Here is a 26,143-nt window from a genome sequence, read left to right as displayed (position 1 = left end):
GGATAATGGGTCCTGGCTTTCGCCAGGACGACGGCTTCAAAGGTCCTCGGAACAAATTAAGAACAATTTAGCAAGTCTTTGATATATCATTGTGATTCGGCGCATTGCCGACACAATATCTAGCGTCTGTCCGATTTCGCGAGGACTACATGTCCACCATTGCCTTTGATCAATTCGCCCTCACCCGAATTGGCGACTTTGCGCGCTCGCTGTCGCGGCTGCATCAGGCGGCGCGGCGCTACGCGGTCGATGACGATCAGATCGATCGCGAGTTCAACGCGGTTTGCCAGTCGATCTGGGGCTACACCATCGACGACATCAGCGACGACCTGTTCTCGGCTGAGGACCACCTGTTCCTCGACACGCTCGACGAGGCGCAGGCGCGCATTTTCGCAGCCGAACAGGGTTATGATCTCGTCGACGATGCGGGCATGCTGACGGACTGGTGGGGCTTCTGCTGGATGATCCTCGCCGAGAAGCGCGGATTGCTCACGCCGGAAAATCGCGCCGCTGCGCGCGCGGCGATCGAGGAGAAATATCTGGCAGCGCCGAACGTGATCGGCGTGATCATCGGACGGTGACGCGAAGCGTCAATTCAGCCCCGCGCGCCTGCCCGATTTCTGCGTCGGCGTCTTCGGCACCGTCACATCCGGCGGCGTCTCGCGTACGATCTCCGGCGGTGGCGCATCCGCCGCCACCGTTTCGGCGCGCACCGGCGCGACCTTCATCTCGCCGAGGCGGGAGCGGACCTGTGCGGTGAGGCCGGGATAGGAGGCGACCGGCGTGAAGTCGGCGGCCTGCTCGTTGCCAAGGCGGACGCCCGTATAGGCGACCAGACCGTCACTCGTCGCGATCACGTCGCCGGCCTTCAGCGACGTATCGAGAGCAAGGTCCACCGGCGCAAGTCCGACCGGCTCGCGGCCATTGCAGGTGCAGTCGGCGCGCAGCGCCTTGCGGAAGGCGAACGCGTTCTCGCTGTCGGCATAGCGCTCGCCGGTCTGCGAAGCGGCACCGTCGATGCTGGAGCCGAAATAGATTTTGGTCGTGGTGGCAGGACAGAAAGCCTGACACATCTGCGCCGGCGAGGCCACGCCGCGCATCAGCGGAAAGTACTTGCCGTCGCAGGTCCGCACGCAGAAGGCCGGGCCCGATCCGCCAGCGGCCGATCGCGTGGGCGAATCCTGGGCGGGCCCAATCGGCTGCGCTGCCGCGAAGGGATCGATGTAGGAACTCGGCTGCGGCGCGCTGCGCTGCGGACGCTGGAGTGCGTTGAAAAAGAAGTCGAACAGGCCTTCGGCGGACACGGGGGCTGGCGCCACGAGAAGCGGCGCCGCAACGGCTGCGGCCACGAGTATCGCGCGGTGCGGCCAACGCACTTTGGACAAATCTGTACGCAATGCCCACTCCACCGGACGCAACGAACCCCACCGAGAGCAACGTATCTCAGCGCTGATTCACCATAGTTCCGGATAGTAAATGAGCGGTGACCGTGGCGGTTGTTGGATCGAATCGCGTCAAGGCCGGGGACAAGCCCGGGCAAGACAATGGAGTGAGCCCTTGCTGTCTCAGCTCTTCAAAAATTCCGACGCCTTGTAGAGCGATCGGAACGGCAGGCCGGCCTGGCCGAAGGTGTCGTTGGCGCCTTCCTCGCGGTCGACCATGGTCAGCACCAACACTACATTGGCGCCGGCCTCGCGCACCGATTCCACGGCCTTCAGCGCCGAGCCGCCGGTGGTGGTGACGTCCTCGACGATCACGACGCGCTTGCCTTCCAGCGTCTCGCCCTTGGCAAGGCCTTCGATCGCGAGCTTGGCGCCGTGCTCCTTCGGCTTCTTGCGCACGAAGAAGGCCGCGATCGGATGGCCCTTGATCCAGGAGATCTGCGCGAGCGCACCGGCCAGTGGCACCGCGCCCATCTCCAGGCCGCCGATGAAATCGAGCTGGTCGTCCTTCAGAGCCTCATAGGTGAGCTCGGCCAGCAGCGTCGCCCCTTCGGGGTCGAGCATGGTCGGCTTCAGGTTGAAATAGAAATCGCTCTTGCGGCCCGATGCGAGCGTCACCTCGCCGCGGCCGAAGGAGCGCCGACGGATGATTTCGAACAAGCGGGCGCGGGAGGCTGATTTCGACACGACGGTCCTCTGGGGCTCTTTTGGAGGAGGCGGAATTTATCCGCCACGGAGCCGACATGCCAGAGGGAGGTCGGGTCCGCAAAACTACCGTCAACAGGGCATCGGCCGCGCCGGTCGGACAGCCACCATGCCGGACCGCTGGTTGTAAGGCCGCAACGTCCTGGAGTAGTGGGATGCCAGACAAAGCGGGAAGGAAACCGGCAATGACCATCGAGCTCCACACGTGGAATACGCCAAACGGCCGAAAAATCTCGGTCGCGCTGGAGGAAATGGGGCTCCCTTACAAGGTCTTCCCGGTGAACATCACCAAGGGCGAGCAGATGGCGCCCGAGTTCCTCAAGCTCAGCCCGAACAACAAGATCCCCGCGATCGTCGACCCCGAGGGGCCGGACGGGAAGCCCGTCAGCGTGTTCGAATCCGGTGCGATCCTGCTCTATCTCGGCGAGAAGACCGGCAAATTCCTGCCGAAGTCGCTTGCCGAGCGCATACCCGTCTACGAATGGCTGATGTGGCAGATGGGCGGCTTCGGGCCGATGCCCGGCCAGGTGCATCATTTCATTGCGCTCGAGAACGAGCAGGACCGCGCCTATGGGTTGAAGCGCTACATGGCCGAGACGCGCCGTCTCTACGGCGTGCTGGATCGCCGGCTCGAGGGCCGAGATTTCGTCGCGGGCGATCTCTCGGTCGCCGATTTCGCCATCCTGGGTTGGGCCTGGCGCCACCCGCGCCACAAGGTGGAGCTCGCGGACTTTCCCAACGTGAAGCGCTGGTACGAGGCCCTGATGGCGCGCCCCGCGGTGAAGCGGGGGATGGAGGCGAAACTGGATTGATTTGACGCTGTCATCGCCCGGCTTGACCGGACGATCCAGTGGTCCAGAGACGGTCGAACTAGAACCGACAAGCCGCGGCGTATTGGATGCCCCGCCTGCGCCTGCGCGTCACACCCGCTTCGCTTCCACCGCCATGCGCACGGCAAGTCCGGCGAGCACCGTACCCATCAGCCAGCGCTGCACCAGCATCCAGCTCGGTCGCGTTGCCAGGAACAGCGCGATCGAGCCGGCGGCGAGCGCGATGATCGCGTTGACGCTGACGCTGATCGCGATCTGGATGGCACCCAGCACCAGCGACTGTGTCAGCACGCTGCCAGCGGCGGGGTCGATGAACTGCGGCAGCAGCGCCAGATAGAGCATCGCGATCTTGGGATTGAGCAGGTTGGTGACAAAGCCCATCGCGAACAGTTTTCGCGGGCTGTCGATCTCAAGCTTCCTCACCTGGAACGGCGAGCGGCCGCCCGGCTTCACCGCCTGCCAGGCGAGCCAGAAGAGATAGCCGGCGCCGGCGAGGCGCAGCGCGTCATAGGCGAAGGGAATGGCGAGCAGCAGCGCGGTGATGCCAAACGCCGCGCACAGCATGTAGAACACGAAGCCCAGCGCCACGCCGCCGAGCGAGACGATGCCGGCCGCCGGCCCCTGCGTGATCGAGCGCGAGATCAGATAGATCATGTTCGGCCCAGGCGTCAGCACGAGGCCGAGGCAGACGAGGGCAAAGCCGAGCAGGGCGGATGTGGGGGGCATCGGTGAACTCGTGCGGGAGATACACCGGTTCTAATATGCGAGGGCTCGCGTCGCCATCCCGCAATTGCACGGAGGACAATTTGCTAGGACGCGTCGGCCTCTACGCTCCGGATGAACGCCGCAAAACGCTCCATCGCCGAACGCAGCGGCTCTGCGATTGCGGGATCTGCGACGATGCCGTGCTCGTCGAAGGCGCCGCCGAGCAGGGGCAGCGTCACGCAGGCGTCCCGTGCGATCCGGGCCGACATCGTCTCCAAGGTGAGCGTGAGGGCAGCGAGCGCGTGCGTGGCGCGAGGCGAGGTGTTGATCAATGCGACCGGCTTGCCCGGAAATTCATGGCTTCCGACCAGCCAGTCGAGCGCATTCTTCAGGACGCCGGCGACACCGCGAGCATATTCGGGGCTGGAGATCAGGAGGCCATCCACGCTTCCGATGAGGTTGCGCATTGCCCCGACGGGGGCGGGCACGTCATTGCCATCGAGATCCGGATTGAAGAAGGGCAGGCCCGCAATTCCTTCGAAGGCTACCATTTCGACGCCAACAGGCGCGAGCAGGGCCGCTGCACGCAACGCAGCCGTATTGCTCGAGCCGGCGCGCAAGCTGCCGGAGATCGTTGCGATCTTCATCAGGGTGCCCGCCGTCAGTGTGCCTCGTCCCAGTTGGTCGCCGCGCGGGCATCGACATGGAGCGGCACCGAGAGCAGCACGGCCGGGAACGGTGCGTCCTGCATCACGTGCTGCACGACCGGCAACGTCGCCTCGACCTCCGCGTCCGGCACCTCGAAGATCAATTCGTCATGCACCTGAAGCAGCATCTGCGCCGAGAGCTTCTTTGCCGCCAGCGCGTCCTCCACCCGCGTCATGGCACGGCGGATGATGTCGGCGGCCGTGCCCTGCAGGCGCGCGTTGATCGCGGCGCGCTCGTTGAAGGCGCGCACCGAGGCGTTAGACGCCTTGATGTCGGGGTAGTGACACTTGCGGCCGAACAGCGTCGTGACATAGCCGTGGCTCCGGCAGAAATCGCGCGTTTCGTCCATATAGGCACGGATGCCGGGGAAGCGCTCGAAATACTTCTTGATGTAGGCGGAGGCCTCCTCGCGCGCGATGCCGAGCTGGTTGGCAAGGCCGAACGCGGAGATGCCGTAGATGATGCCGAAATTGATCGCCTTGGCCCGGCGTCGGATTTCGCTCGGCATGCCCTTGATCGGCACGCCGAACATCTCGGATGCCGTCATCGCGTGAATGTCGAGCCCGTCGCGGAAGGCCTGCTTCAGCACGGGAATGTCGGCGATCTCGGCGAGCAGCCGCAGCTCGATCTGCGAATAGTCGGCCGAGACCAGCTTGTGCCCGGGCGTCGCAATGAAGGCGCGGCGGATCTTTCGCCCGTCCTCGGTGCGCACCGGAATGTTCTGCAAGTTCGGCTCGTTCGACGACAGCCGGCCCGTGGTGGTCGCGGCCAGCGCGTAGGTCGTGTGCACGCGATGGGTCTGCGGATTGACGTAAGTCGGCAGTGCGTCGGTGTAGGTCGATTTCAGCTTCGAGACCTGGCGCCATTCCAGAATCTTCTTCGGGAAGTCATGGCCCTGCTCGGCGAGATCATCCAGCACCTGCGCCGTCGTCGACCATGCGCCGGTCTTGGTCTTGGTGCCGCCCGGAAGTCCCATCTTGCCGAACAGGATGTCGCCGATCTGCTTTGGGCTGCCGACATTGACGGGCTCGCCGGCGATCTCCTGGATCTCGGCTTCCACCCGCGCCGCGGTCTGGGCAAAGTCGCCCGACAGCCGCGAGAGCACCTGGCGGTCGATCGAGATGCCGCGACGCTCCATGCGCGCGAGCACGCTGGTCAGCGGACGCTCCAGCGTCTCGTAGACGGCGGTCATGTGCTCGGCGATAAGGCGCGGCTTCAGCACGTGCCACAAACGCAAGGTCACATCGGCGCGCTCGGCGGAATGCTCGGTCGCCTTGTCGATCGCGACCTGATCGAAGGTGAGCTTGTTCTTGCCGCTGCCGACGAGCTCGCTTTCGGCGAGCACCGCGTGCCCGAGCCAGCGCTCGGCGAGCGATTCCAGCGCGTGCGAGCCGCGGCCGGCGTCGAGCACATAGGAGATCAATTCCGAATCATCATGGTTGCACAGCGTGATGCCGGCCTGCGCCAGCAGCACCGCGATGAACTTGGCGTTGTATCCGATCTTCAAGATGCCCTGCGACTCGAGCACAGGCTTCAGCGCTGCGACGGCCGCTTCGAATTTCACCTGGTCGGGCGCGAGCCCCGCATCGAACAGTCCGGCGCCGCCGCCCGGTGGCTTGTGGGCCAGCGGCACATAGGCGGCATCGTCCGCGCCGAGCGCCAGCGCGATGCCGCAGATGTCGGCCTGCATCGGGTCTTCCGAGTTCGCCTTCACCTCGAGCGCGACATGGCCGGTGTCGTGGATGCGCGCGATCAGCGCCTCGAGCTGGTCGAGCGTCTTGATCGTCTGATATTTGGTACGGTCGATCCTGGTCTTGCGCGCGGCTTCCGCGCGAGCCTCGGCGAGCGAGACCGGCGCGCCCTTCGGGCTTGCGGCCTTGTCCTCCTTGCCGGCGGCCTTATTGCGCTCCCTGGGTGCAGTTTGCGCCGATGCTCCGGGTCCCGGCGCCGGCACGACGTCCGAGGGCGGCAGTGGCGAGAACACGCTGGCACCGGTCTTGTAGCCGGGATCGGCCTCCACATCGGCGGGATCGACCTGGGCGTATTCGGCGACGCGGCGGGTCAGCGTCGTGAACTCCATCGCCTTCAGGAAGGCGATCAGCTTGCGCGCGTCGGGCTCGTGGACGGCGAGATCGTCCAGCGGCACTTCGAGATCGACTTTGTCGTCGAGCAGCACCAGCTGGCGCGAGATCCGCGCCTTCTCGGCATTCTCGATCAGCGCCTCGCGCCGCTTCGGCTGCTTGATCTCGGTCGCGCGAAACAGAAGCTGCTCGAGGTCACCATACTCGACGATCAATTGCGCCGCGGTCTTGATGCCGATGCCGGGCACGCCCGGCACGTTGTCGGTGGAATCGCCCGCCAGCGCCTGCACTTCGACCACCTTCTCCGGCGGCACGCCGAATTTCTCGATCACCTCGGGAATGCCGATGCGGCGATCCTTCATGGTGTCGTACATGGTGATCTTGTCATTGACGAGCTGCATCAAGTCCTTGTCGGAGGACACGATGGTCGCGACGGCGCCACGCTCGCTTGCCTGCCGCGCATAGGTCGCGATCAGATCGTCGGCCTCGAAGCCCACCTGTTCCAGGCAGGGCAGGTCGAAGGCGCGCACGGCCTCGCGGATCAGCGCGAATTGCGGAATGAGATCGTCCGGCGCCGGCGGCCGATGCGCCTTGTAGTCGGGATAGAGCTTGTTGCGGAAGGTGACTTCCGACTTGTCGAACACGATCGCCAGATGCGTCGGCCGGTTGTCCGCGGGCATGTCGCGAAGCAATTTCCACAGCATGTTGCAGAAACCGAGCACGGCGTTGACCTGTAAACCGTCAGACTTGCGGTTGAGCGGCGGCAACGCGTGGTATGCGCGGAAAATGTAGGAGGAACCGTCGACCAGGAAGACATGGTCGCCCTTGCCGGCCGCCTTCGCCGCCACGGGTTTGGCAGCAGCCTTGGCAGCAGCGGATTTGGTTTCAGCGGCCGCCTTGGGCGCAGCAGCCTTGGTGTCAGCTTTGGCGGTGGTCTTCGGGGAGGTTTTGGGCATGGCCGCAATGTATGAATTTTTGCGGAATTTGACAGCCTTTGAGGGGCGATTTTTGGGCCGCTGGCGCCGCTATCCCCACTGTCATTCCCCGGCTTGACCGGGGAATCCAGTACGCCGCGGCCTATCGGTCAATAACTGCTGTCTCTGGAATACTGGGTCGCCCGGTCGAGCCGGGCGACGACAGCGGAGCGAGAAACTACTCCGCCGGCTGCAACACCGACCCCGCCTTCTTCGGCGCGATCCAGAAGGCGTCCGGCCGCTCGAACAGGAAGTGGGCGTGCAGGCGCAGCGCGGCCCGCCAGATCAGGAGCGCACCGGCGACGCCCACGATGGTGACGATCAGCGACATCATGCCGATGTCGGGAACAACGACGGTGCGCAGCAGCAGCGTCCGTGTCGCGGCCATCGGCAGGAAGAAGGCGAGATAGATCACGATCGAGTGCTCGCCGCAGAACCGAAGAAAGTTGAGCCAGCGCGCATGCGCGAGCAGCGTGCCCATCGTCGCGACGGCGACGGCGCCGGAGAAACCGAGCAGAAGCGAGACCATCGGCCATTCGCTGGCGCCGTGTGCAACGATACCCGCATTGACGAGAGCCCACGCGCCAAGCGTCGCGAGGGCAACGGCTGGATGCCGGCGCGCGCGATCCGACAAGGCGAACACGTAATCCGCAAACAGATAGCCGGAATAGAAATAGACGAAGCGTGCGCAGAACTCGTCGATGGCGGTCCATCCCGTTGCGATGCGCGCCGTCTCCAGCATCGCCGCGACGAGCCAGATCGCGAGCGGCGGGATTCGCCGTGTCAGTTTTGTGACGACGAAGAAGATCGGCAGCAGGTAAATGAACCAGAGCGTGCCGAACGGCTCGATGAATGATTCGAGATACAGAAGGCCCACATGGTGCCAGCTGGTCTCGGCCGCGAAGGCTGGCGCCTTGAAGCCGAACTGGATTGTCACCCAGAGGACATAAAAGTAGGCGAAATGCACGACCTTGCGGTCGAGATAGATTCGCCAGTCGCGGTCGATCACGAGCGGCAAGAACAGGCCCGAAATCAGGAAGAAATCCGGCATCCGGAACGGCTTTGCGAAGGCGACCAGACCATGCATGAACCCGGGTTCGCCGGCAGCGAGCTCGACCCCCAGCACCGAATGCATCATCACGACCATGACGATGCAGATGCCCTTGGCGTAATCGACCCAATCGAGGCGCGCCGGCGGCGAGGTCTTGGAACCTCCGCTTGCCACGATTGTGCCTGATGGTGCCATGGTGTCCCTTTTCGAGGCGGTTGCCGCCCAAGAGCGGGGCAGTATGCCGGCGGCAGGTTTCGGTCCCCTTTACTCTACAAATCACATGCCGGTTTTCTTGCCGACTTTCTTGGGGCAGCCTCTTCCCCGCGGACATGAAAATGCTCTAAGACCGCTGCGAAGCATCATTATGCGTTAACCAAGACGGGCAGGTTTTTCATGCGAATTGCCATGATCGGCACGGGATATGTGGGGCTGGTTTCCGGTGCGTGCTTTGCGGATTTCGGCCATGACGTCGCCTGCGTCGACAAGGACGAGCGCAAGATTGCGGCGCTCCACCGCGGCGAGATCCCGATCTACGAGCCGGGGCTCGACTCGCTGGTCGAGACCAATGTGAAGGCCAAGCGCCTGAGCTTCACGACCGATCTTTCGGGGCCGGTGGCGGAGGCGGAGGCCGTGTTCATCGCGGTCGGTACGCCGTCGCGGCGCGGCGATGGTCATGCCGACTTGTCTTACGTCTACGCTGCCGCGCGCGAGATCGCTGCGTCACTCTCCGGTTTCACGGTCATCGTCACCAAGTCGACCGTTCCGGTCGGCACCGGCGATGAGGTCGAACGCATCATCCGCGAGACCAATCCGAAGGCCGATGTGGTGGTCGCGTCCAACCCCGAATTCCTGCGTGAGGGCGCGGCGATCCGCGATTTCAAATTCCCGGATCGCATCGTGGTCGGCACTAATGACGAGCGTGGTCGAAAAGTGATGAGCGACATCTACCGTCCGCTGTCGCTGAACCAGGCGCCGCTGATGTTCACCGCGCGCCGCACCGCGGAGATGATCAAATACGCCGCCAACGCGTTTCTGGCGACCAAGATCACCTTCATCAACGAGATCGCCGATTTGGCCGAGAAGGTCGGCGCGAACGTCCAGGAGGTCGCGCGCGGCATTGGTCTGGACAACCGCATCGGCACCAAGTTCCTGCATGCGGGCCCGGGCTTCGGCGGCTCCTGTTTCCCGAAGGACACCAAGGCTCTGATCAAGATCGCGCAGGACTATGACGTGAGCCTGCGCATCGTCGAGGCGGTGCTTGCCGTCAACGAGAACCGGAAGCGCGCGATGGCGCGCAAGGTCAGCCACGCGCTCGGCGGCGCGCTGCGCGGCAAGACGATCGGCGTGCTCGGTCTCACCTTCAAGCCCGACACCGACGACATGCGCGATGCGCCCTCGATCCCGCTCGTCACCGGTTTGCTGGACCAGGGTGCGAAGGTGCGCGCCTATGACCCGGTCGGCATGGAGCAGGCCAAGCACGAGTTGCCGGCCATCGACTATTGCGAAGATGCGTATGCCTGCGCCAAGGGCGCGGACGCGCTGGTCATCGTCACCGAATGGGTGCAGTTCCGCGCGCTCGATCTCGACCGGTTGAAGGAGACCATGGTGCAGCCCGTCGTGGTCGATTTGCGCAACATCTACCGTCCCGAAGACATGGAAGCCGCGGGCTTCGTCTATGAGAGCGTGGGACGGCCTGCCGGGCAGGTTTGACGATAGGCCGCCGCAACGATTCCGTCATGGCCGGGCTTGTCCCGGCCATCCACGTCTTGTTCACTCCGCGCTAAAGAAACGTGGATGCCCCGGGACGTTTGGTGCGAAGACGTACTTCGCGCTTTTGCCCGGGCAGGACGAACGGATAGCGCATTGCCTCGCAGCTTCGACACGCCCCTTCCGATCGATGCGGTGCTCGACGACCTGTCGCGCACGCTGGACAAGCACAACGCTGCCGTGCTGGTGGCGCCGCCCGGCGCCGGCAAGACCACGCGCGTGCCGCTGGCGCTGCTGGACGCGCCCTGGGCCAGGGGTAAGAAGATCGTCGTGCTGGAGCCGCGGCGCATCGCGGCGCGCGCTTCCGCCGACCGCATGGCCAAATCGCTCGGCGAGCGCGCCGGCGAGACCGTCGGCTATCGCGTCCGCTTCGGCTCGAAAATCTCGCGCGCGACCCGCATCGAGGTGGTGACGGAGGGCATCTTCACCCGCCAGATCCTCGACGACCCCGAGCTGACGGGCGTCGCCGCCGTCCTGTTCGACGAATTCCACGAGCGCTCGCTCGATGCCGACCTCGGCCTCGCGCTGGCGCGCGATGCGCAACTGGGCCTGCGCGAGGATTTGCGCATCCTCGTGATGTCGGCGACGCTGGACGGCGCCCGGGTGGCGAGACTGCTGGGGGAGGCGCCCGTCGTCGAGAGCGAGGGCCGCGCGTTTCCGGTCGAGACGCGCTATCTCGGTCGAAAGGCAGATGCGCCGCTGGAGCGACAGATGGCGGATGCGATTGCCTCCGCGCTGCGCGCCGATGCCGGCTCGGTGCTGGCGTTCCTGCCCGGCGCGGCCGAGATCCGGCGCACGCAGAACTTTCTCGCCGAACGCGTCCATGATGCTGCAATCGAGATCGTGCCGTTGTTCGGCGCGCTGGATGCCGCCGTGCAGGACCGCGCCATCGCGCCGGCGCCCAAAGGCACGCGCAAGGTGGTGCTGGCGACCTCGATCGCGGAGACCTCGCTCACCATCGAGGGCGTGCGCATTGTCGTGGATTCCGGCCTCGCCCGCGTGCCGCGCTATGAGCCCGATATCGCCTTAACGCGGCTCGAGACTGTTCGTGCCTCGCGCGCCGCGGTCGATCAGCGCCGCGGCCGCGCCGGCCGCACCGAGCCCGGCGTGTGCTACCGGCTCTGGGACGAGCCGCAGACCGCCTCGCTCGCGCCCTACACCCAGCCTGAAATTCTGAGCGCGGACCTCTCCTCGCTCGTGCTCGATCTCGCGCAATGGGGCGTGAGCGATGCCTCGGCACTCTCGTTCCTCGATCCGCCGCCTCAGCCCGCCTGGAAAGAGGCAAAGAGCCTGCTTGCCGAGCTCAACGCGCTCGATGCCGACGGTCGCATCACGGCGGAAGGCAAGAGCCTGCGCGCGCTGGCGCTGCCGCCGCGGCTCGCGCGCATGATCGTGGATTCGCATCGCGCTGGCAGCGGCGAGGCCGCCGCCGAAATCGCCGCCATCCTCACCGAGCGCGGGCTCGGCGGCGACAGCGTCGATCTCGACCACCGTCTCGATCAATTCCGCCGCGACCGCTCGCCTCGCGCCAGCAGCGCCCGCGACCTCGCACGGCGCTGGGCCTCGCAAGTCGCATCATCGGAGAAAGGGACGCTGGGGCAGGGCGACTTGCGCACCGGCATCATGCTCGCCTACGCCTTCCCCGACCGTGTCGCGCGCAACCGTGGCAACGGCAGCTTCGTGCTCGCCAATGGCCGCGGCGCGGCCGTCGAGCAGACGTCGTCGCTTGCGCGCGCGCCCTATATTGCGGTGGCCGAGATGACGGGCACGGCGGCGAGCGGGCGCATCCTCCTTGCCGCGCCGATCAGCGAGGGCGACATCGAAGGCCATTTCGCCGAGCACATCGAAACCTCGGACGAGATTTCTTTTGATCGCGGCGCGATGGCGCTGCGCGCACGCCGCAAACGCGCGCTGCACGCCATCACGTTGTCTGAGGCACCCCTCACGCTCACGCCGTCCGAGACGACGGCCCGCATTCTCGCCGACGGCCTGATCGCCGCCGGCCTCGACCGGCTGCCCTGGTCGAAAGCCGCCATCCAATGGCGCGACCGCGTGATGTTCCTGCGCAAGGCTGAAGGCGAGAGCTGGCCCGATCTGTCCGACGACGCCCTGATCGCGCGGCGCGATGACTGGCTGGTGCCTGCGCTCTACGACAAGACGGCGCTGAAGGACGTCTCCGCCGGCGACCTCTCCGACGCGCTGATGGCGCTGTTGCCGTGGGAGCTGCGCGCCCGGCTCGAACGCGAGGCGCCCACCCATTTCGAGGCGCCGACCGGGACGATGCTCGCGATCGACTATGAGGCCGAGCAGGGGCCGACCATCGCCGTGCGGCTCCAGGAACTGTTCGGCCTCAACAGCCATCCATCGATCGCGGGCGGCAAGGTGCCGCTCGTTCTGGAACTGCTGTCGCCGGCGCAGCGCCCGGTGCAGGTGACGCGCGACCTGCCCGGTTTTTGGCGCGGCAGTTACATCGCGGTCCGCTCCGATCTGCGCGGGCGCTATCCGCGCCATCCCTGGCCGGACGATCCGGCGAACGCTCTGCCCACCCGGCGCGCCAAGCCGCGCGGGACGTAATTCCATAAGCCTGCATTAACCCTTCCGTCACGCTTTTCGCCAAAATGGCGGCGCCCCGGTCGCAGGCTCGCTCGCGGACGGGCGCGTAGCGTGATGAAATCGTGTTTTCGGTTCCGAGTGGTGTCATGCGTAACATTATGATCTTCGCGGCCATCTTGATCGGGCTGGGCACATTCATGGCGCAGATGGCCGACAAGATGAGCTCGGCCTCCGCCACCTCGGTGCCGCGCCAGATGGCCGCCGTGCAGGCCGCCGCGCCGCAAGCGAACAATCGCAGCGTCAGCATCCCGCGCGACGCCCGCGGCCATTTCCAGACGGAAGGGCGGATCGACGGTCAGCGCATCGCCTTCATGGTCGACACCGGCGCTTCCGTGGTGGCGCTGAACGAGACATCGGCTGCCCGCTTCGGCCTGCGCCCGTCGCGCGGCGATTACAACGCGAAGGTCACCACCGCCAACGGCACCATCAAGGCCGCGCGCGCCCGCATCGCCATGCTCGACGTCGGCGGTCTCATCGTTCGCGACGTCGATGCCATGGTTCTGCCTGACGAGGCGCTGTCCGAGAATTTGCTCGGCCTCTCCTTTCTGTCCAAGCTGAGGCGCTTCGAATATGCCAACGGCCAGATGGTGCTGGAACAGTAGGCGAGCGCCTCGGTCCAACGCCTGACGGCGCCCTATACGCTACGCGGCGCGACGATGCTCCAATATCGCGGGTTGCTCGGCGATTGAATTCGAATCCAGCGATAGGGTGCGCGTGGCCACGGTCTGATCTGCGCCGTCAAATTATCCAGAATCAGGTCGCCGCTCTGCGTTCGAACGACCAGAACCAGGTGATGCTTGCCCCAGACGGTCTCGACCTCGCTGAGCAGAAGCGCCCGCTCGGGCCAGCCTCGGCTCAGAAGCCTGTGGCGCTTGCTGACGGCGTAGTCGTTGCAGTCGCCGCGCTTGGGGTCGATGAGCCAGACCTCCGTTGCCAGGCCCCCTTCGTTCGGTTCCGAGATGATGGCGTTGTTAACGGTCGCGTTGACCTCTTTCAGATCTTCCCATCGCGCCTCGGTCAAGTGCACCGGACCGCCACGAAACATCAGGCGGGGGCGGCATTCGTCCCGGTAGTGCAGGCAGAACACCGTGTATGCCATCGGAGGAAGCGTCGGATCGCCAAACTTGAGGTGCAGAGGCATGGACGGGGGACCGGTCGGCAGGCCCGGCAACCTCTCGTTTGCAGATTGAGCGGCTGTCATTTGGCTGATCGACAAGATCATGCCGGATGCAATCGCAGCCAGGATCGACGCCGTGCGCATGCTTTGTCTCCGACGCGTTACGTCGTGGAGAGAGCTCGAGACGAGGCTTGAATTAATGCTCTAATGATCAGTCAGGCCGCGTCCTGCGCCATGGCGATTGCGGATCGTTCACCGGGCGAGACGGAGTAATCCTGGGTGGGATATGCGCGATCGGCCCGATTGGTTTCAACACGACATCGCGATCAGAGGTTGTGAGGCACAAAGTGCACATCCGCGATGAGCGGATCGATCATGGTCGAGAACTCTGGCCGACAACTTTGCCGAACCGTTCCGCGCGCTCCGAGCCGCGCTTCGCTCCGAGCCGCGCTTGAAGTAAGGTTTCTCCGTTACCAAACTGCCGCAATTATTAGCCATAAGCCGCCGATCCCGCCTTCCGCTCGGCCTGAGCATTCGCTATGGCTGCGGTATATTCCTCCTGCCTGTTAACGAGATTGTCTCGATGTTTCCCACGCCGAAATCCGCGCTGCTGCCCAACACCTATGCCTTCGAATCCGAGCCCATGGTGAAGCCCACCGGCTTCCGCGAATACGACGCGCGCTGGCTGTTCAACAAGGAAATCAACCTGATGGGGGTGCAGGCGCTCGGCATGGGGCTGGGTGCGCTGATCGCCGAGCTCGGCGTTCGCCAAGAGATCGTCACCGGGCACGATTTCCGCGGCTATTCGGCCTCGATCAAATATGCGCTGATCTCCGGCCTGATGGCGGTGGGCTGCAAGGTGCATGACATTGGCCTCGCCGTGACGCCGATGGCCTATTTTGCACAGTTCGACCTGGATGTGCCCTGCGTTGCCATGGTCACGGCCTCGCACAACGACAATGGCTGGACCGGCGTGAAGATGGGTGCCAACCGTCCGCTGACCTTCGGCCCCGACGAGATGACGCGGCTGAAGGAGATCGTGCTGGGCGCCAATTTCAAGAACAAGGCCGGCGGCTCCTATCAGTTCCACGAAAATTATCCGGCGCGCTACATCGCCGATCTCACCAGCCGGCCGAAGCTGAAGCGCAAGCTCAAGGTCGTCGCGGCCTGTGGCAACGGCACCGCCGGCGCGTTCGCGCCGCAGGTGCTGGAAGCGATCGGCTGCGAGGTGATCCCGCTCGATACCGAGCTCGACCACACCTTCCCGAAATACAATCCGAACCCCGAGGACATGGAGATGCTGCACGCGATCCGCGATGCGGTGCTGCATCACAAGGCCGACGTCGGCCTCGGCTTCGACGGTGACGGCGACCGCTGCGGCGTCGTCGACAACACCGGCGAGGAGATCTTTGCCGATAAGGTCGGCGTGATGCTGGCGCGCGACATGTCGGCGATCCACAAGGATGCGCAGTTCGTCGTCGACGTGAAGTCGACCGGCCTGTTCATCACCGATCCGGTGCTGCAGAAGCAGGGCGCAAAAACCGCCTATTGGAAGACTGGCCATTCCTACATGAAGCGCCGTACCAACGAGATGGGCGCGCTTGCCGGCTTCGAGAAGTCGGGCCATTTCTTCTTCAACAAGCCGTTCGGGCGCGGCTATGACGATGGCCTCGTCTCCGCGATCGCGATCTGCGACATGCTCGACCGCGCCCCCGGCAAGTCGATGGCCGATCTGAAGAACGCCCTGCCAAAAACCTGGTCGTCGCCGACCATGTCGCCGCATTGCGCGGACGAGGTCAAATACGGCGTCATCGATGCCGTGGTGAAGCATTTCGAAGGCCTGCACGAGAAGGGCGCCAAGATCGGCGGTCAGGCGATCCGTGACCTCGTCACCGTCAACGGCGTGCGTGTCACGGTGGAAGACGGCAGCTGGGGCCTGGTGCGCGCGTCCTCGAACAAGCCCGAGCTCGTCGTCGTGGTCGAAAGCCCCGTCTCCGAGCAGCGCATGCGCGACATGTTCGAGATGGTGGACGGCGTGCTGCGCACGCATCCGGAAGTCGGCGAGTACAATCAGAAGATTTGAGGCGGCTCGAGGGAGGCGTGATCGATGCCTTCCTCTCCGCTGTCATGCCCCGGCTCGACCGGGGCATCCAGTACGCCGCAGCTTCTCCGTATTCAATCGCCGTCTCTGGAATACTGGATCGCCCGGTCGACCCGGGCGATGACAGTTCTCTTGTGGTGAGATTCGAAGCCTAAGCCGCCACCACCGCCGGGATCGGGAGTGCGGTGACCGACTTGATCTTCTCCATGGCGAAGCGCGAGGTGACGTTCTTGAGCGGCACGGCGCTGATCAGCTTCTTGTAGAAGACGTCATAGGCCTGCATGTCCGCGACCACGACGCGCAGCATGTAATCGACGTCGCCGGCCATGCGGTAGAACTCCATCACCTCGGGCATGGCGCTGACGGCCTCGGCGAATTTCTTCAGCCAGGCCTCCGAATGGTCGGCGCTCTCCACCGAGACGAACACGGAGATGCCGAGCCCGATCTTGTTCTGGTCGACCAGCGCCACCCGTTTGAGGATCACCCCATCGGCCTCGAGGCGCTGGATGCGCTTCCAGCAAGGCGTGGACGAGAGCCCGACCCGGTCGCCGATCTCGGCGACCGACAGGGAGGCGTCCTCCTGGAGTACCATCAGAATCTTGCGGTCGATGGCGTCGAGGCGGCGGTTGGTCTCTGGGAGTTGGACGGCGAGGTCGCTCATTTGAGGAACTTTTTTCCATTTCAGGGGTCGAAACACCTCATATATAGAAAAATCTTCTAGAGCAAGCCCATATTCCGGGCGACAGGGTGCCCGCGCCGGTCAGCCTCCGAGCAAAAGCCCTTCAACTTCAATGCGTTGCGGGGCGGCCAGGCCGCCACCAAAGCGGGTGCATTTCAGTGCCGCCGCGGCCGCGGCGAATTGCAGCGCCTCCCGCGCATCCCGGCCTTCGGCGAGGCGAAGGGCAAAGGCGCCATGGAAGACGTCGCCTGCGCCGAGCGTATCCACGGCGTGGACCGGAAAGGCCGCCATCTCCTCCGGCTCGCCCCGCTCATTCAGCCAGATCGTTCCACGCGGGCCGCGGGTGGCGGCGAGGAATGCCGGCGTCAGCCTCGTCAGCGTCTTTAGCGCCCCACCGTCGTCGGCAACAGCAGCCGTTTCCTGTAGCTGCTCGCTGGCGAACAGGATGTGCGAGGCGGCGGCGAAGAGGCCATCGCCCGGCGACATCGCACGGTCGACGCCCATGATGACGGGAATGCCGCGGCGTCGCGCCTCGGCGCAGAGGGAAAGGGCGAGTTCGGCGCAGCGGCTCTCGACCAAAATGGCGTCGCAATCGCCGAGCAGCGCGTCGGCTTCAGGCAGCTTCACCGTCCACAGCTTGGGATCGCGATAGATGACGAGAGTGCGCTCGCCGCTCGCGTCGATCATGATCGCCGAGACCGGCGTCGTCAGGCCCGGCATGCGCACGACGTGCCTGACATCGATGCCCTCTTGCGCCATGCGTTCGAGGATGAAGCCGCTCGAGGTCTCCTGCGCATCGCCCATCGGCCCGACCAGCGCAGCGCGGCCGCCCAGCCGCGCGATGGCGATCGCGGCGTTGAGCGCATTGCCGCCGCAGATCTCCTCCAGATGCGTGGCGTTCGCCTTGCTGCCATGCCCGGGCACACCTTCCACGCGGAAGGTGAGGTCGCGCACGGGGATGCCGATGCAGAGGATGCGCGGCGAGATTGTTCTGGCGGACATCGGCCGTCGCAGCTACACGCTGTCCTTGCCCTGCAACCAACGGCCGACCAGATGATGGGCGATGGCGAAGGGGTGCGGGCCGGCAAGCCCCTCCGGATGCGTCCGCGACAACATCAGTCGTGCCTCGTCGCGGCTGAACCAGCGGGCGTCCTCCAGCTCCGAGTGGTCGACGGTGATCTCATCGGTCAGGGCCCGCGCGCTGCAGCCGATCATCAGCGACGACGGATAGGGCCAGGGTTGTGTCATGTAATACGCGACGTCCGTGCAGCGAATGCCGGATTCCTCAAAAATCTCCCTGCGCACCGCGTCCTCGATGGTCTCGGCCGCCTCGACGAAGCCGGCGAGGCAGGAATACATGCCCGGCGGAAACTGCTTCTGGCGGCCGAGCAGGCACTTGTCGCCGGAGGCGACCAGCATGATCACGACCGGGTCGGTGCGCGGAAAATGCTCGGCCTTGCAGGTCGGGCACTCGCGCTTCCAGCCGCCTTCCTTCATCGCGCTGCGGGCGCCGCAATTGGCGCAATAGCCGTGGCGCTGATGCCAGGTGACCATCGACTTCGCCATCGCGATCGCGGATAGCTCCTCGGGGTGGATCGTGCCCTGCATGGCCATGCCGCGCAATTCGGTCACGGCATAGTCCTCACGGCCGATCAGCTTTTCGGCCGCGGCCTGCGGCATGCCCATGCCGAACACCGCGGCGCCATCGCGCAGCCCCAAGAAGATCGTGCCGGGATTGGCGCCGCATTTGATGGCTTCGTCGATCGAGAGCAGGGCGCGGACGCGCTCGCCCTCGCGCCTCACCAGGAGCGAGTCGCGATAGATCACATAAGCGCGCGACGACGGCTTCTGTTCGATCGCGAAGAGTTTTTCCTCATTGAGGCGCAGGTGCGCGGCGCGATCGAGGACATTGGTGACGAAGGCCGGCTGTCCCAGCGGGAACGAGTCGAATGCTGACATTATTGTTCTTTCAACCCAATCGTTCTTTCAACCCAACCAGATCTTGCGGCGAAGCGCGCTGATGAAATTCTGCACCTCTTCGGCATCATGCGCCAAGGGCGGCATCACGCCCCAGACCGGGCGTGGCCACGCCGCATCGCTGGTGCGGCGCGCGATGATGTGCACGTGAAGCTGCGGCACGAGGTTGCCGAGGGCTGCGACGTTGAGCTTGTCGCATTTGGTGATCTCCTTCAGCGCGCGGGAGACGCGCGTGATCTCGGTCATCAATTGCGCCTGCTGGACCTCGTCGAGATCGATGATCTCGACCGCATCCGCGCGCCGCGGCACCAGCAACAGCCACGGGTAATGCGCGTCCTTGATGACAAGCACTTTCGACAACGGCAGGTCGCCGATGTCGATGGTGTCCTCTTTCAGACGGGAGTGCAGCGACCAGGCGGGATCAGGCATGAAGAGTGTCCGGATGGCCCGACAGGCTCGGGCGGCAAGGGCAGGAACCCCAAGTATTTTGCCCCGACCATACGCCACGGATTCCCATAGGGGAAGGATCGCGCTCCGCAGGAGCGGCATGCTCTGCTGTCGTCCCCGCGAAGGCGGGGACCCATAGCCACAGGGAGCAGTTGTGGCGCGAGATATCGGTTACAGTCTCGCCTCCCAACCTGATCCTGTGGTTATGGATTCCGGGCTCGCGCTTCGCGCGCCCCAGAATGACGGCGTGTCATTTACGCCTCCGCCAGCACGCGCGCGTTGGCGCGGATAGAGGCTTCGCTGACGCGGATGCCGAGGCCGGGACCATCGGGCACGACGACATGGCCGCCGCGGTTGGGGATGCGCTCCTCCAGGACGTCCTCGGCCAGCACGTGATGCGGCATATAGAATTCGCAGCCGAGCGAGATGCCGGGCGTTGCCGCGATGAGCTGCGTGCCGGCAGCGAGCCCGATGCCGCCTTCCCACAGCGTGCCGCCATAGCCGGGCAGCCCGGCAACGTCGGCAATCGCCATGATGGCCTGTGCCTCGAACAGGCCGCCGGCCTTCATCAGCTTGATCGAGACGGCGTCCGCGGCTTGCCGGCGCACCACCTCCATCATGTCGCGGCGGTCAAAGCAGCTTTCGTCGGCGAGAACAGGCGTTTCCAGCGCTGATGTTAGCTGTGCCATGACGTCGAGATATCTACGCGGCACCGGCTGCTCGATGAAGGTCGGTGAAAACTGCTCGACGTCGCGCAGGATCTTGATCGCGCCGAACGGCGCCAGGGCCTGGTTGTAGTCGACGCGAAGGTCGACCTTGTCGCCGAATTCCTTGCGGATAGCCGAGAGGTGATCGAGGTCCTCGCGATGAGGCTTCACACCGGTCTTGACCTTGTAGATGACGTTGCCGTCCGGAACCATTTTGCGCATGCGCTCGAGGTCGGCGGCGAAATCGGGATCGGCAATCGAGAAGGAGAGGGGGATCGTGTCGCGCACGCGGCCGCCGAGCAGGTCGGCGACCGAAAGTCCCGCCGACTTGCCGACGATGTCGAGCAGCGCCGTCTCGATCGCGACTTTTGCTTCCGCATGGCCGACCAGCGCGCGGTCGAGCTCCGCCATCAGTGCGCGGATGCGGCGCACCGGCTTGCCGAGCAGGATCGGACGCAAGTAGATGTCGAGCGCGGAGAACGCCGCTTCCGGCGTTCCCGTGAACACCTCCCACGGCGCCGCTTCGCCCCAACCGACCACACCGTCGCTTGCGGTGAGCTCGAGCAGCACGCGCTTCACCGTGCCCTTGACGTTGCCGACGCCCTGGAGGCGCGCCATCTTGATCGGGCTTTCGATCAGGAACAGGCGAAGCCGCGCGACGGTTGCTTCGGTCATGCCAGGCCTCCATTGACGTGCCAGACCTGGCCGGTGACGTAGGATGCCTTCGGTGATGCCAGGAAGGCGATGATCTCGGCCACTTCCTCCGGGCGGCCGCGACGGCGCATGGGAATCAACGCTTCCGTTGCGGCGATCTGTTCGGGCGAAAGCCGGCTCGAGCTCGGCTTGTCCTTGACGATGAGGCCCGGCGCCACCGCATTGACTGCGATGCCGTCGCTGGCCAGTTCAACTGCGGTGAGCCGCACCAAGGCTTCCAGCGCGGAGCGGCTTGCGGCGGTCGCCGCGAATGGCGCGAAGTCGGGGCGGATCGCGTGCGCCACGAACGACGACACCGCCACGATCCGCGCGTCGTGCCCCGCACGCAATAGCGGAAGCGCGGCCTCCACCAGCCGCGTGAAGGCGAGCGCTGACTCGTCCATCGCGTGGCGGAACTCGTCCGCCGGCGTGCCGATCGCGCTGCCACGGCGGGCATGGCCGCCCACGAGGACGAGCGCGTCGAGCCGGCCGAAGGCGGCTTGCGCGGCCGCGACGGCATCAGCCGCGGCTCTCTCCTCAGCGAAGTCGCCAAGACATTTTGCAATCGTCGCGCCGCGCGCTTCGGCCTCGGCGGCCGTAGCATCGAGGCCGGTTGCGTTCGAGCGTGTGTGCAGCAGGAGCGCGGTGCCGGGCGCTGCCAGGAGCTTTGCCGTGGCGCGGCCGATGCCGCTGGCGGCGCCGGTGACGAGATAAACGCGGTTGATCTCGGGCATCACGATGTCACGTTGGCCGGCGGCAATGCGCCGGTGCGGTGGAAATGGCTGAGGAAGGCCCGCGTCGCGGCCTCGCGCGGGGCATCGATCACCTGCCGCGCCGGGCCGTCCTCGACCACGACGCCGTCGCGCATGAACACGACGCGGCCCGCGACCTCGCGGGCGAAAGCGATTTCGTGAGTCACGATCACCATGGTCATGCCTTCGGAGGCGAGCTGCTGCATCACGCCCAGCACCTCGCCGACGAGCTCGGGGTCGAGCGCGGAGGTCGCTTCATCGAACAGCATCACGTCCGGCTCCATGGCGAGCGCCCGCGCGATCGCGACGCGCTGCTTCTGTCCGCCCGAAAGCGTCGCCGGATATTGATAGGCCTTTTCCAGAAGCCCGACTTTTGCCAATTGCGCTCGCGCCAGTTTTTCCGCGTCTGCCTTCGGCATGCGGCGCACCGTGACGGGTCCTTCCATCACGTTTTGCAGCGTCGTCATGTGCGGGAACAGGTTGAAGTGCTGGAACACCATGCCGGTGGTGGCGCGGAATTTTGCCAGCGTCTTCACATCCGGCAGCTTCGTGCCTTCACCGAACGCGAACCGCGTCTCGCCGACGCGGACGCTGCCGCCATCAGGCACGACCAGCAGATTGATGCAGCGGAGCAGGGTCGACTTGCCCGAGCCCGACGGCCCGATCAGCGCGACCACGCCGCCCTTGGCGACGTCGAGGTTGATGTTCTTCAGCACCTCGTTGCTGCCGAAGCTTTTGCGCAAGCTTCGGATCTCGATCTTGCAAGTATCTTTGGACGTATCGCTCATTCGCTGACCGCCAGGCGCTTCTCGCCCCGCCGCACGATGATGGTCAGGGGAATCAGGATCGCGGCATAGGCGAGCGCCACCGCGGTGTAGGTCTCGAGCGGCCGGTAGCTGTCATGCGCGGCGACCTGGCTCTGATAGACAAGGTCGGGCACGGCGAGCACCGAGACCAGCGAGGTGTTCTTGAACTGGATGATCGACTGGTTCATCAGCGCCGGGATCATGCGCTTGATCGCCTGCGGCAAGACGATGCGCATCATGGCCTGGCGCGGCGTCATGCCGAGCGCGGCTCCTGCTTCCGACTGGCCGCTGTCGATCGAGACGATGCCGCCGCGGATGATCTCGGAATAGAACGAGCCGCCATAGAGCGACAGCGCCAGCGCCGAGGCCGTGATCGGCGTCATCTCGACGCCGGCCAGGATCGGCAGCGCGTAGTAGAACCAGATCAGCTGCACCAGGATCGGCGTGCAGCGGAACGCCTCGACGAAGGTCAGCGCAATGCCGCGCAGCCAGGCAAAGCGCGACAGCATCGCGAGCGCGGCGATGAGGCCGAACAGCAGCCCGAGCAGCACGATGACCACGGTGAAGCCGACGGTGACGCCGAGCCCGTTGAGGAAGAGCCAGCGATAGCCCCAGAGGATGCCGAAGTCCCACTGATACATGTCTTCCGGACCTCAGCCTTGAGGACGTTTGGATTGGCGGAGCCGCAGTCTCACTGCACCTCTCCCGGTTGCGGGAGAGGTCGGCGCGAAGCACCGGGTGAGGGCTCCCTCCATTGCCGGAGTCTCTTTGTGGAAGCACCCTCACCCCAACCCTCTCCCGCAAGCGGGAGAGGGGGCGCAGTGCCAATCGCGGATCGAGCTTGCCTCAAACTCATCCTACCTACAGCGTCACACCCGGCGGAATGTCCGCCTCCGTCACGCCCACGAGCTCCATGTTGGTGAGGATCGCGGTGCGGATGAAGCCGAGGCCCTTGTTGAAGTCGATCCAGGTGTTGACGTAGTCGCGCCAGGTCTTGTCGGTCTCGCGGCGGAAGCCGGCGTTCGAGGTGGTGGCGAAGATCGGCGTCGGCAGCACGAACTGGCCGAGCGAGGGATTCTTCTTCAGCACCGTCAGCGAGAGCATGGTGATCAGGCACTGCGCGTCGACGCGGCCGGTCTGCAGCGCGGCGGTGGCGTCATCGGCGGTCTTCAGGCGCGAGATCTGCGCCTTCGGGATCAGGCGGCTGACGACCTGGTCGTGCGAGGAGCCCTGGTCGACGGCGATCTTGATGTCGGGCGAGTTCAGCTCGGCCCAGGTCTTCGGCTTGAAATCCTTCTTGGCGAGGAAGCCGAAGGCGTTGTTGAAGACGGGAATCGAGAAATCGACCACCAGCGCGCGCTTCGGGGTCGGATTGAGGCCGAAGAAGATGTCGATCTTGTTGGACTGGAGATCGAGCACCGAATTGCCCCAGGTGGTCTCGGTGATCTCGAGCTCGGCTTCCATGTCGTCGGCGAGCGCCTTGGCGATGTCGATGTAAAAACCCTTCCACTGCCCGCTGGCGAGGTCCTTCATGTAATAGGGCGCGCCGCCATTGACCGCGCCGATCCGCATCTTCTTGGTGCGGCGGATGCGGGCGAAGGTGGATTCGCTGGCATCGGGGGCCGTCTGCGCCGCCGCCGGGGATGCGACCGCGCCTGCCGCCATTGCCGCGCCGACCGCGCCAAGCCCGACAATCGATGCAACATCACGACGTGTAACCATTTTTGGTATCGCTTTTCTGATTGGGTGAAGTTCCGGCAGCGTTCATACCAAGGCGGCACCATCAGTGAAAGCACAGCCTCTTGGCGCTTTGGGCGGGGATTTGCCCGGATGCTGGGCAGGCTGATACCCGATCCGATACCCGCTTGCTTTCCGGCCCTTTTGGCCCCAAATAGGGACCGGGAGATTGGCGGTGGACGAGCCACTCGCCAACCGGGTCAGGTCCGGAAGGAAGCAGCCCTAACGAGGTCCGGATCGGGTCGCTCGTCAGTCTCCTACCTGTTTTTTCGAGCGAATTGCGCCGGCGGGCTCCCCGCCAGCGCGCTCCTTTCCGCAAAAGCCGGCCGAGAGACATTTCATTGCGGATCGACCGATGACCGACGCTGGCGCCCCTTCCGACCCTGACAGCGCCAGCCAGGCTGGCTTTGAGCTCGGCGCCCAGCCGGGGACGCCGTACCGGGTGCTGGCGCGAAAATACCGTCCTTCCAGCTTCGACGATCTGATCGGCCAGGAGGCCGTGGTCCGCACCGTCTCCAATGCGTTCGAGACCGGGCGTATTCCGCAGGCCTGGATCCTCACGGGCGTCCGCGGCGTCGGCAAGACCACCACCGCGCGCATCCTCGCCCGTGCGCTCAACTATGAGATGCCGGACGGCTCGGTGAAGGGCCCGACCATCCACATGCCGACGCTGGGCGTGCACTGCCAGGCGATCATGGAAAGCCGGCACATGGACGTGCTGGAGATGGACGCCGCGTCGCACACCGGCGTTGATGACGTCCGCCAGATCAACGACAGCGTGCGCTATGCGCCGGCCAGCGCCCGCTACAAGGTCTACATCATCGACGAAGTCCACATGCTGTCGACGGCGGCGTTCAACGCCTTCCTGAAGACGCTGGAGGAGCCGCCGGAGCACGCCAAGTTCGTGTTCGCGACCACCGAGATCCGCAAGGTTCCGGTGACCGTGCTGTCGCGCTGCCAGCGCTTCGACCTGCGCCGGGTCGAGGCCGATGTATTGATGAAGCATCTTGCCAATATCGCCGCGAGGGAAAGCGTCGAGATCGAGCCCGAGGCGCTTGGCATCATCGCCCGCGCGGCGGAAGGTTCCGTGCGCGATTCGCTCTCGCTGCTCGACCAGGCAATCGCCCATGCGGCGGGCCAGGTGAAGGCCGACGCAGTGCGGCAGATGCTGGGCCTTGCCGACCGCACCCGCGTCATCGACCTCTTCGATTCGCTGGTGCGCGGCGACATCGCCGCCGCCTTCAATGAGTTCCGCGACCAGTACGACACCGGTGCCGATCCCATCGTCGTGCTCTCGGACCTCGCCGAATTCGTCAACTTCGTCACCCGCGTCAAGATCGTGCCGGCCACCGCCGACAACGTCGCCTATGGCGAGACCGAGCGGCTGCGCGCGCGCGACTTTGCGTCCAAGATCTCGATGCGCGTCTTGTCGCGGATGTGGCAGATGCTGCTCAAGGGCATCACCGAGGTGCAGTCCGCGACGCGCCCGGCGGCCGCCGCGGAGATGGTGCTGGTCCGCATCGCCTATGTCGCCGACCTGCCGACGCCAGACGAAGCAATCAGGATGCTGGAGCAGAACGGCGGCGCTTCGCCGGTCGTGAGCGGCGGAAGCGCGGCGCGCAGCACGCCGACCGCGCCGGTTGCTTCTGCTGCGCCGGTGCGCGCGCCTTCGTCGCCGTCCTCATTCGGCGGTGGCGCGCGGCCGCAAATGGCAGCGCCCGCGCCGGAGATCCAAGGCTCGGCGCCCGCGCTGCGCATCACGAGCTTCACCCAGCTCGTCGCGCTCGCCGGCCAGAAGCGCGACCTCATGACCAAGGGCGCGCTCGAAAGCGACATGCGCCTCGTCCGTTTCGAGGAGGGCCGGCTGGAAGTCGCGCTCGAGCCGAACGCCTCCAAGACCATGATTTCCGAACTCGCGCGCAAGTTCGAGCTCTGGACCGGCCGCCGCTGGACGGTGATCGTGTCCAACGAGCAGGGCCAGCCGACACTGCGCTCGATCAACCAGGCCGCCAAGCAGGAGCACGCGCGGACCGCGGAGGCCGATCCACGCGTGCAGGAGGTGCTGTCGCGCTTCCCAGGCGCCAAGGTTGTCGAGGTCCGCAGGCTTGCCCCCGAGACGCCGGAATCCAATATTAACGCCGACTATGGCAGTGACGATCCGCCCGACGGTTCCGACATCGACGATCTCTAGAGCATGATCCGGATCCGAAGGGCCGCGTTAGCGCAAAGTGTGCAGCGGTGTTCCGGGAAG

23 protein-coding genes and 1 other RNA gene are annotated in these 26,143 nt (G+C 65.1%); 8 read left to right on the top strand and 16 right to left on the bottom strand.

Going from position 1 to position 26,143, the window contains the following annotated elements; translation table 11 throughout:
- Positions 1–149 precede the first annotated feature (149 nt).
- Complete coding sequence (locus tag YUU_RS0101970) at positions 150–581, top strand: hypothetical protein (protein WP_027520838.1); 432 nt, start codon at positions 150–152, stop codon at positions 579–581.
- Between the two features lie 9 nt (positions 582–590).
- On the opposite strand, the gene YUU_RS0101965 is transcribed toward YUU_RS0101970, so the two are convergent.
- Positions 591–1,355 carry a DUF2865 domain-containing protein gene (locus tag YUU_RS0101965; RefSeq protein ID WP_027520837.1) on the bottom strand — a complete coding sequence of 255 codons (765 nt, stop codon included), beginning with the start codon at positions 1,353–1,355 and terminating at the stop codon, positions 591–593.
- A 210-nt stretch (positions 1,356–1,565) separates the two neighbouring features.
- Positions 1,566–2,129 (bottom strand): orotate phosphoribosyltransferase, encoded by a 564-nt coding sequence (gene pyrE / locus YUU_RS0101960; RefSeq protein WP_027520836.1) that lies wholly within the window; start codon positions 2,127–2,129, stop codon positions 1,566–1,568.
- A gap of 203 nt (positions 2,130–2,332) precedes the next feature.
- On the opposite strand from pyrE, the gene YUU_RS0101955 reads away from it, so the two are divergent.
- The gene (locus YUU_RS0101955; protein WP_027520835.1) at positions 2,333–2,959 is read left to right on the top strand and encodes a glutathione S-transferase family protein; all 627 of its coding nucleotides are present in this window, start codon (positions 2,333–2,335) and stop codon (positions 2,957–2,959) included.
- Positions 2,960–3,067: 108 nt separating this feature from the next.
- On the opposite strand, the gene YUU_RS0101950 is transcribed toward YUU_RS0101955, so the two are convergent.
- From YUU_RS0101950 to YUU_RS0101935, 4 genes are all read right to left on the bottom strand, one after another.
- Entirely contained in the window at positions 3,068–3,703 is a 636-nt protein-coding gene (locus YUU_RS0101950) for a LysE family translocator (RefSeq protein ID WP_027520834.1), read from the bottom strand.
- A gap of 83 nt (positions 3,704–3,786) precedes the next feature.
- Positions 3,787–4,329 (bottom strand): NADPH-dependent FMN reductase, encoded by a 543-nt coding sequence (locus YUU_RS0101945; RefSeq protein ID WP_027520833.1) that lies wholly within the window; start codon positions 4,327–4,329, stop codon positions 3,787–3,789.
- 14 nt (positions 4,330–4,343) lie between these two features.
- A complete protein-coding gene (gene polA, locus YUU_RS0101940; RefSeq protein WP_027520832.1) occupies positions 4,344–7,427 on the bottom strand; it encodes a DNA polymerase I in 3,084 nt (1,027 codons plus the stop codon).
- Between the two features lie 196 nt (positions 7,428–7,623).
- Positions 7,624–8,691, bottom strand: a complete 1,068-nt coding sequence (locus tag YUU_RS0101935) for an acyltransferase family protein (protein WP_027520831.1) — start codon at positions 8,689–8,691, stop codon at positions 7,624–7,626.
- 198 nt (positions 8,692–8,889) lie between these two features.
- On the opposite strand from YUU_RS0101935, the gene YUU_RS0101930 reads away from it, so the two are divergent.
- The 3 genes from YUU_RS0101930 to YUU_RS0101920 all read left to right on the top strand — a co-directional run bounded on the left by YUU_RS0101930 (position 8,890) and on the right by YUU_RS0101920 (position 13,478).
- Entirely contained in the window at positions 8,890–10,206 is a 1,317-nt protein-coding gene (locus YUU_RS0101930) for a UDP-glucose/GDP-mannose dehydrogenase family protein (protein ID WP_027520830.1), read from the top strand.
- A 153-nt stretch (positions 10,207–10,359) separates the two neighbouring features.
- Positions 10,360–12,837, top strand: coding sequence for an ATP-dependent helicase HrpB (gene hrpB, locus YUU_RS0101925; protein WP_027520829.1), 2,478 nt, complete (start codon positions 10,360–10,362; stop codon positions 12,835–12,837).
- A 125-nt stretch (positions 12,838–12,962) separates the two neighbouring features.
- Entirely contained in the window at positions 12,963–13,478 is a 516-nt protein-coding gene (locus YUU_RS0101920; RefSeq protein WP_027520828.1) for a TIGR02281 family clan AA aspartic protease, read from the top strand.
- Between the two features lie 32 nt (positions 13,479–13,510).
- On the opposite strand, the gene YUU_RS0101915 is transcribed toward YUU_RS0101920, so the two are convergent.
- A complete protein-coding gene (locus tag YUU_RS0101915) occupies positions 13,511–14,137 on the bottom strand; it encodes a transglutaminase-like cysteine peptidase (protein WP_027520827.1) in 627 nt (208 codons plus the stop codon).
- A 439-nt stretch (positions 14,138–14,576) separates the two neighbouring features.
- On the opposite strand from YUU_RS0101915, the gene YUU_RS0101910 reads away from it, so the two are divergent.
- Positions 14,577–16,076 carry a phosphomannomutase/phosphoglucomutase gene (locus YUU_RS0101910; RefSeq protein ID WP_027520826.1) on the top strand — a complete coding sequence of 500 codons (1,500 nt, stop codon included), beginning with the start codon at positions 14,577–14,579 and terminating at the stop codon, positions 16,074–16,076.
- A gap of 169 nt (positions 16,077–16,245) precedes the next feature.
- On the opposite strand, the gene YUU_RS0101900 is transcribed toward YUU_RS0101910, so the two are convergent.
- The 9 genes from YUU_RS0101900 to YUU_RS0101860 all read right to left on the bottom strand — a co-directional run bounded on the left by YUU_RS0101900 (position 16,246) and on the right by YUU_RS0101860 (position 23,877).
- Positions 16,246–16,755 (bottom strand): Lrp/AsnC family transcriptional regulator, encoded by a 510-nt coding sequence (locus YUU_RS0101900; protein ID WP_027520825.1) that lies wholly within the window; start codon positions 16,753–16,755, stop codon positions 16,246–16,248.
- 99 nt (positions 16,756–16,854) lie between these two features.
- Positions 16,855–17,775: a sugar kinase gene (locus YUU_RS0101895; RefSeq protein ID WP_027520824.1), complete on the bottom strand. Its 921-nt coding sequence runs from the start codon at positions 17,773–17,775 to the stop codon at positions 16,855–16,857.
- A gap of 12 nt (positions 17,776–17,787) precedes the next feature.
- Positions 17,788–18,732 carry an NAD(+) diphosphatase gene (nudC, locus tag YUU_RS0101890; RefSeq protein ID WP_027520823.1) on the bottom strand — a complete coding sequence of 315 codons (945 nt, stop codon included), beginning with the start codon at positions 18,730–18,732 and terminating at the stop codon, positions 17,788–17,790.
- 27 nt (positions 18,733–18,759) lie between these two features.
- Positions 18,760–19,179: an HIT domain-containing protein gene (locus tag YUU_RS0101885; protein ID WP_027520822.1), complete on the bottom strand. Its 420-nt coding sequence runs from the start codon at positions 19,177–19,179 to the stop codon at positions 18,760–18,762.
- Between the two features lie 272 nt (positions 19,180–19,451).
- Positions 19,452–20,579, bottom strand: a complete 1,128-nt coding sequence (locus tag YUU_RS0101880) for a muconate cycloisomerase family protein (protein ID WP_027520821.1) — start codon at positions 20,577–20,579, stop codon at positions 19,452–19,454.
- Positions 20,576–21,331, bottom strand: a complete 756-nt coding sequence (locus tag YUU_RS0101875) for an SDR family NAD(P)-dependent oxidoreductase (protein WP_027520820.1) — start codon at positions 21,329–21,331, stop codon at positions 20,576–20,578. Before YUU_RS0101875 ends, YUU_RS0101880 begins: the two co-directional genes overlap by 4 nt.
- On the bottom strand, positions 21,331–22,137 hold the full coding sequence (locus YUU_RS0101870; protein ID WP_027520819.1) for an amino acid ABC transporter ATP-binding protein: 807 nt from the start codon (positions 22,135–22,137) through the stop codon (positions 21,331–21,333). Before YUU_RS0101870 ends, YUU_RS0101875 begins: the two co-directional genes overlap by 1 nt.
- On the bottom strand, positions 22,134–22,796 hold the full coding sequence (locus YUU_RS0101865; protein WP_027520818.1) for an amino acid ABC transporter permease: 663 nt from the start codon (positions 22,794–22,796) through the stop codon (positions 22,134–22,136). Before YUU_RS0101865 ends, YUU_RS0101870 begins: the two co-directional genes overlap by 4 nt.
- A gap of 220 nt (positions 22,797–23,016) precedes the next feature.
- Positions 23,017–23,877, bottom strand: coding sequence for a transporter substrate-binding domain-containing protein (locus YUU_RS0101860; RefSeq protein ID WP_027520817.1), 861 nt, complete (start codon positions 23,875–23,877; stop codon positions 23,017–23,019).
- A gap of 179 nt (positions 23,878–24,056) precedes the next feature.
- On the opposite strand from YUU_RS0101860, the gene ffs reads away from it, so the two are divergent.
- An RNA gene (gene ffs / locus YUU_RS55755) (signal recognition particle sRNA small type) lies at positions 24,057–24,153 on the top strand.
- 94 nt (positions 24,154–24,247) lie between these two features.
- Complete coding sequence (locus YUU_RS0101855; RefSeq protein WP_027520816.1) at positions 24,248–26,083, top strand: DNA polymerase III subunit gamma/tau; 1,836 nt, start codon at positions 24,248–24,250, stop codon at positions 26,081–26,083.
- Positions 26,084–26,143: the final 60 nt, after the last annotated feature.

It is taken from the genome of Bradyrhizobium sp. Ec3.3, from assembly GCF_000472925.1.
Taxonomy (GTDB): Bacteria; Pseudomonadota; Alphaproteobacteria; order Rhizobiales; family Xanthobacteraceae; genus Bradyrhizobium.
Note: the sequence above shows the minus strand (reverse complement) of the source record. Positions and strands in the feature narration are given on the sequence as shown.